The following is a 6445-nucleotide window of genomic DNA, read 5'->3' as shown; positions in this document are numbered from 1 at the left end:
TCCCCCAGGCACAAGGCCGAAAGATTCTCTAGGAAACGTCCCGCAAATTAAAGGGATTCATCTTGCTGGCCCTTTACAAGCCATGACCGCTGCATCGATTCATCTACTCGTTAGCCTGCTAACGGGATAGCCTTCCTGCACCCAAAAGTGGCACATTGTCGCACCTGCACCTGTGCATCCATCTGCTGTACGGAAAACCTCCCATGGCTCTGAGCAATTCCCAGCCCTCCGTGGCTACGGCGCCTGCCGCCGGGCAAACCAGCCCGTTGGTGATGCGTGTGATCGGCGCGGTGGCGCTGGCGCATTTGATCAATGATTTGATCCAGTCGGTACTGCCTTCGATCTACCCGATGCTCAAGGCCAATTACGGCCTGACGTTCACCCAGGTCGGCCTGATCACCCTCACGTTCCAGCTCACCGCTTCCCTGCTGCAACCGTGGGTGGGTTATTACACCGACCGCCATCCCAAGCCGTACCTGCTGCCCTGCGGGATGATCTGCACCCTGGTGGGCATCTTGATGATGTCCCAGGTGGGCAGCTTCCCGTTGATTCTGCTGGCAGCAGGCTTGATCGGGATCGGCTCGTCGACCTTCCACCCGGAAGCGTCCCGCGTGGCGCGCCTGGCGTCGGGCGGGCGTTATGGCCTGGCGCAGTCGACCTTCCAGGTGGGCGGTAATGCGGGCTCCGCGTTCGGCCCGTTGCTGGCGGCGGCGATCATCATTCCGTTCGGCCAGGGCAATGTGGCCTGGTTCGGTCTGTTCGCGGTATTTGCATTGTTTGTGCTGTATGCGATCAGCCGCTGGTACGCGCACCACTTGAATCTGTTCAAGCTCAAACAAGGCCAGGCGGCCACCCATGGCCTGTCCAAAGGCCGGGTGCTGAGTGCGTTGGTGGTGCTGGGGCTGCTGGTATTTTCCAAGTACTTCTACATGGCCAGTTTCACCAGTTACTTCACCTTTTACCTGATCGAGAAGTTCGACCTGTCGGTGGCCAGTTCCCAACTGCATCTGTTCCTGTTCCTGGGGGCGGTGGCGGCGGGTACGTTCTTTGGCGGGCCGATTGGCGACAAGATCGGCCGTAAGGCGGTGATCTGGTTCTCCATCCTCGGGGTTGCGCCGTTCACCCTGATTCTGCCCCACGTGGACCTGTTCTGGACCAGCATTCTGAGTGTGGTGATCGGCTTTATTCTGGCCTCGGCATTCTCGGCAATTGTGGTGTATGCGCAAGAGTTGGTGCCGGGCAATGTGGGGATGATCGCCGGGGTGTTCTTCGGTTTGATGTTCGGTTTTGGCGGGATTGGCGCGGCTCTGCTGGGGCACCTGGCAGACATCCACGGCATCGAGTACGTGTACACGCTGTGCTCGTTCCTGCCGCTGTTCGGGGTGTTGGCGATTCTGTTGCCGCGTACCAAAAAGGCCTGATATCGGGTCAGTCGAGTCGGGCAGATATCCTTGCTGCCCAACGCTTGCGTCAAACGGGTAAATCAACTGCTCCTGCAAAGGGTGTCGGCGTTGCGCCGGTGCCCTGATTTACGGTTGTAGCGGGTTGTAGGTGGCTCGCTTCAACTGTTCCCGCGCCCGGGACAAGCGTGAGCGCACGGTGCCAATGGGGATGTCCATGGCGTCGGCGGTGTCCTGGTAGCTGCCGTCGGTTTCCAGCGAGGCGTAGAGGGTTTTACGCATTTCCAGTGGCAAGTGGGTAATCGCCCGCAGGGTTCTTTCGAGCCTGCGGTTGATCTCGAATTGCCAGTCCAGGTTGTTGTTTTCTTCCTGCCCATGCCACAGCGCTTCATCGAACTCGCAATGCACCGGTTTGGCATACAGGCGCCGGAAGTGATTGCGGATCAGGTTCTGGGCAATCCCGCACATCCAGGTGCTGAGGGTGGCCTGGCCGCCGAAGCGGTCCCGGTTACGCCAGGCCTCCAGGTACGTCAGTTGCAGAATATCGTCTGCATCTTCCGGGTTCAGCACGCGTTTATGGATGAAACGGCGGAGTTTCTTGTGGTGGTCTTCCGACAGGTTCTGGATGGAGCGGTGCGGGTCAGGTGTAAGGTGAACTAGAACATCGACTGGGATATCCATGAATTTTTCCTCAGGGTAGACACGATCGAAATAATTCCGACGGGAACCCCCTTAGCACTGCCTGTGCCAAGCGATAAATATGTATAACTTGTTGATATATAAGATGAAATATCTTGTTTTGGTGCCTTTTCATGCAAGGCTTTGCACAAACCTTCAGAGGTTTGTGCCGGTTTTTTCATAAGCCTCTGAATCGCCGGCAAGATGGAACCGTAATGGGGTTGCCCTCCACACAAGGACACGAATCTCCCTGTCCTGGCATTCCCCATGAAAGTCGATCCCCACGTTGATGTGCAAAAGCCCCAGAGCCTGGATCAGCCTGCGCTTGCAAGGGTTGATAACCGCCCACCTTCCCAGACGAGTACCCCGCCGATCGGCGATGACCTCGGTTCGCTCTTCAACCAAGAGGTCGAGCTCAACAGTCGCGCGCTAGGACGGCGGCAGATAGGGTTGCGCGTTATGCCGGTGGAGCAACTGGCGCAACTCTATGAACAGTTGGGGCATCCGGCTCAGGCAACGCTGGCGACCATTGCGCGAAGTGTCAGGGTTCAATTGCTGGTGAGCCCCAGCGTCGAGAAGTTTCTGGAGATCACCGGCAATGACCCGGCCCGGGCCTACGTGGTGCTCCAGCAAGTGGCCGCCCAGGCCGATGCCGAGGTGCGCAGCAACGAAGCGAAACTGGCTCGCGAGGCGCTGGTGAAGCTGGAGATGCGCTTCAAGCCGCAGATCCAGGCGGGCCTGAACACGGCGCTGGCGCTGCAAGCCAGCAGTGATGACCCACACCTGCGCCAGGCGGTGCGCAGTGTGTATTACGCCAGCGTGGTCACCCGGCAATCCCTGGCAACGATGCTGCAGGCGCTGTTGGGGTTGTTTGGCGGCGAAGACCTTGGCCAGGGGCTGAAGCTGATGCGTCGCGCCCTGGCCGACGACATTGCGGCGCTGACGCCGTCGATCGCCTCGGCCAAATTGCTCACGCTACTGGTGGGGTTGCGTGGCTGCGACCAACTGGGTGGCATCTTGTGCAATTGCCGGGACTTGATCGAGCGCCTGGCCCTCACCTATCCCGAGGTGACACGGGACGCAGTGGCCCTGCTCCAACGCTTGCTGGGTTACTCGAACACCGGGATTGCGACTGCCGAGATCCAGCGCCTGGCCATTGAATTGGGCGGGGTTGATGTACTCAACCAGTTGATTTCACTCAACAGTGTTTATCCGATGCTCAAGAGCCTGCCGCTGGCCGTGTGGCGTGATAACAGGGGCCGTGAGGACTGCCTGAACAGCTTTTTGCTGGTGATGGACGAATACGCACGCACCGAGCGCGGAACCCGGCAGGGAATGGCCCCGCAGGGCCCCGATGCATGAGCGCGTTACGGGTCATCAATGGCGTGCTGCTGAAGGTTGCACAACGTGCCGAAGTCATGGGCGCGGTGGTCATCATGGCCATTGTGTTCATCTTTATTGTGCCGCTGCCCACCTGGCTGGTGGACATCCTGATTGCCCTGAATATCTGTATCTCGTGCCTGTTGATCGTGCTGGCGTTGTACCTGCCGGGGCCGCTGGCGTTTTCTTCGTTTCCGTCGATCCTGTTGCTGACCACCATGTTTCGTCTGGCCCTCTCGATTGCCACCACGCGATTGATCCTGCTGGAGCAGGATGCCGGCGATATCGTCGAGGCCTTCGGCAACTTCGTGGTGGGCGGCAACCTGGCGGTAGGGTTGGTGATCTTCATGATCCTGACCATCGTCAACTTCCTGGTGATTACCAAGGGTTCGGAGCGTGTCGCTGAAGTGGCGGCGCGGTTCAGCCTGGATGCCATGCCCGGCAAGCAAATGTCCATCGACAGTGATTTGCGTGCCGGTCTGATCGATGGCGAGCAGGCCCGGGACAAACGCGAGCAATTATCCCGCGAGAGCCAGCTGTTCGGGGCCATGGACGGGGCCATGAAATTCGTCAAGGGCGACGCCATCGCCGGGCTGATTATCGTGGTGATCAACTTGCTGGGCGGGTTCTCCACCGGCATGTTCCAGCACGGCATGAGCGCCGGCGATTCCATGGCGCTGTACTCCGTACTGACCATCGGTGATGGCCTGATTGCGCAGATTCCCGCGCTGCTGATTTCCTTGACCGCGGGCATGATCATCACGCGTGTGGCGCCGTCCGGGCGTAACAAGGGCGCCAACAACATGGGCGCCGAGATCGCCCGGCAAATGACCAGCGAACCCAAGAGCTGGATCATCGCCTCGGTCGGCATGCTCGCCTTTGCGGCGCTTCCGGGGATGCCGACGCTGGTGTTTATCCTCATCTCGCTGATCACCGGTTCCGTGGGTTACGTCCTAGTGCGCCAGCGCCAGAAGCGCGAGCAGCCGGAGCAAGCGGGCGCCGATGCGGTCGCCCCGCAAGACAACGGTGAAGAAGACCTGCGGGGCTTTGATCCGTCGCGGCCTTATCTGTTGCAGTTCCCGGCAGCCTTGCACGGCAGTGCACAGGTGGCGCAGGTCACCCACGGTATTCGCCAGGCGCGCAATGGCCTGGTCACGCAAATCGGCTTGACGCTGCCGCCGTTTGAAGTCGAGTTTGCACCCGCACTGGCCGAGGATGAGTTCCGCTTCTGCGTGCATGAAGTGCCGATGATCAAGGCCACCCTGGGACACCGGGTAGCGGTGGCCCTTGACACCTTGGCCACTGAGCCCGAAGAGGCCGCCAAGGGACTGCCTGAGCGCGACGAACAGGAGTGGGTGTGGCTGGCGCCCGACGATCCACTGCTCGACGACGAGCACTTGGAGCGCTTCACCGCAGAGAGCTTGATCATCGAACGCATGACCCGGGCGATGCTGCTGAGCGGGCCGCAGTTCCTCGGAATTCAGGAGAGCAAGTCGATTCTCAGTTGGCTTGAATTCAATCAGCCGGAGCTGGTGCAGGAACTGCAACGCATCATGCCGCTTTCACGTTTTTCGGCAGTGTTGCAGCGCCTGGCCAGCGAGGGCGTGCCCCTGCGGGCCGTGCGGCTGATCGTGGAGGCCTTGATCGAATACGGCCAGCATGAGCGTGAGCCGGATGCCTTGGCCGATTACGCGCGCATTGCCCTCAAGTCGCAGATTTTCCATCAGTACAGCGAAGCCGATGGCCTGCATGCCTGGCTGTTGTCGCCCCACAGCGAAAACGTGCTGCGTGATGCGTTGCGCCAGACCCAGACCGGGGTGTTCTTTTCCCTCGACAACGACAGCAGTGCGGTGTTGGTCAGCCTGCTCAAACAAGCCTTTGCCGTGCGGGCCAAGAGCAAGAGCGTGCTGTTGGTCGCGCAGGATCTGCGCAGCCCTTTGCGTACCTTGCTGCTGGAAGAGTTCAACCATGTGCCGGTGCTGTCGTTTGCCGAGCTGGGCAGTTCCTCCAAGGTGAAGGTGCTGGGGCGCTTTGATCTGGGTCAGGACGATCTGTTGCGCGGCGCAGTGGCATGAGGGCTTGATGATGTTTGAGTTGCGCGTGCTTGATGGCCAGCATCAGGGGGCGGCGTTGCCGCTGTTTGGCGAGCAGTGGAGTATGGGTGCCCATCCTGATACCGACCTTTCCCTGTACGACCCGGGCATTGCCGAGTGGCACGTATGGTTGCGCCTAGCAGGCGGGCAATGGCTGGTGCAGGCCGAGCAAGGGCTGGTGCAGAACGTCGATGGCCAGTTCGTCGCTCAGATCAGTGACTTGCCACTCAACGTGCCTTTTTCGATTGGCCAGATTCGACTCTGCGTCACCCGGGCCGATCAGCCCTGGCCGAAGGCGCCTGTGGTGACGGCGCCGGAGCCAGCACCGGCCAGTGAGGCGCCGCCGACGCTGACCTTGTCCTCGATCTCGAGGTCGCAGCAGAAGCGCTTGATCAGCCTGGTGGTGGTGGCTGCAGTCATCATCACGGCGATCGGTATGGTCACCAATGGCGAGCGCCAGGCACAGGCATCGCTGATGCCGCCAGTGGTCAGCAAGCATGAGCTGGGCTCGCCCTACGAGGTGCGTCAGCAGTTGCTCAAGATGCTCGGCGAGCGAGAGTTGGGCCACCGCATCAGCCTGCAAGTGATCAATGGCCAAGTCACCCTCAGCGGCGATGTTTCCCGGGATGAGGTGGAATTGGTGTCGCGCATGCTCAGCCGTTTTGGCGAGCAGTTCGATACCTCGGTGCCGGTGCTCAGCCGTGTCAGCGAACACAGCAGCGTATTGCCCTTCAAGATTCTGCAGATCGTCGGCGGGCCCAACGGGCACGTGGTTCTGGACCAGGGCAGCCGCTTGTTCGTCGGTGATGAGGTGGAAGGTTTACGACTGGTGATGATCGACAACACCAAGGTGGTATTCGACGGCGTGCAACGGATCGAGGTGCGCTGGTGAGC

5 protein-coding genes are annotated in these 6445 nt (G+C 60.3%); 4 read left to right on the top strand and 1 reads right to left on the bottom strand.

What is annotated here, in order from left to right:
* Window positions 1-203 precede the first annotated feature (203 nt).
* Window positions 204-1421 carry an MFS transporter gene (locus K0H47_RS29140; protein ID WP_063033153.1) on the top strand — a complete coding sequence of 406 codons (1218 nt, stop codon included), beginning with the start codon at window positions 204-206 and terminating at the stop codon, window positions 1419-1421.
* 108 nt (window positions 1422-1529) lie between these two features.
* Here K0H47_RS29140 and K0H47_RS29135 read toward each other — a convergent pair whose 3' ends face one another.
* Entirely contained in the window at window positions 1530-2081 is a 552-nt protein-coding gene (locus K0H47_RS29135; RefSeq protein ID WP_063033152.1) for an RNA polymerase sigma factor, read from the bottom strand.
* A 264-nt stretch (window positions 2082-2345) separates the two neighbouring features.
* Here K0H47_RS29135 and sctW point away from each other — a divergent pair, with 264 nt between their 5' ends.
* The 3 genes from sctW to K0H47_RS29120 are packed head-to-tail and all read left to right on the top strand — an operon-like array spanning window position 2346 to window position 6443.
* On the top strand, window positions 2346-3440 hold the full coding sequence (sctW, locus tag K0H47_RS29130) for a type III secretion system gatekeeper subunit SctW (protein ID WP_219274017.1): 1095 nt from the start codon (window positions 2346-2348) through the stop codon (window positions 3438-3440).
* Window positions 3437-5533, top strand: a complete 2097-nt coding sequence (gene sctV / locus K0H47_RS29125; protein ID WP_063033150.1) for a type III secretion system export apparatus subunit SctV — start codon at window positions 3437-3439, stop codon at window positions 5531-5533. Before sctW ends, sctV begins: the two co-directional genes overlap by 4 nt.
* A 10-nt stretch (window positions 5534-5543) precedes the next feature.
* Window positions 5544-6443: an FHA domain-containing protein gene (locus tag K0H47_RS29120; protein WP_219274034.1), complete on the top strand. Its 900-nt coding sequence runs from the start codon at window positions 5544-5546 to the stop codon at window positions 6441-6443.
* The last annotated feature ends 2 nt before the right edge of the window (window positions 6444-6445 follow it).

It is taken from the genome of Pseudomonas sp. Xaverov 83, from assembly GCF_019352905.1.
Classification (GTDB): domain Bacteria; phylum Pseudomonadota; class Gammaproteobacteria; order Pseudomonadales; family Pseudomonadaceae; genus Aquipseudomonas; species Aquipseudomonas yamanorum.
This window is presented reverse-complemented; position numbering and strand designations above follow the sequence as displayed.

Excerpts from the sequence above, each read along its gene's own strand:
- K0H47_RS29120 (WP_219274034.1), top strand. The coding sequence starts at position 5,544 with ATGTTTGAGTTGCGCGTGCTTGATGGCCAGCATCAGGGGGCGGCGTTG.
- sctV (WP_063033150.1), top strand. The coding sequence starts at position 3,437 with ATGAGCGCGTTACGGGTCATCAATGGCGTGCTGCTGAAGGTTGCACAA.
- sctW (WP_219274017.1), top strand. The coding sequence starts at position 2,346 with ATGAAAGTCGATCCCCACGTTGATGTGCAAAAGCCCCAGAGCCTGGAT.
- K0H47_RS29135 (WP_063033152.1), bottom strand. The coding sequence starts at position 2,081 with ATGGATATCCCAGTCGATGTTCTAGTTCACCTTACACCTGACCCGCAC.
- K0H47_RS29140 (WP_063033153.1), top strand. The coding sequence starts at position 204 with ATGGCTCTGAGCAATTCCCAGCCCTCCGTGGCTACGGCGCCTGCCGCC.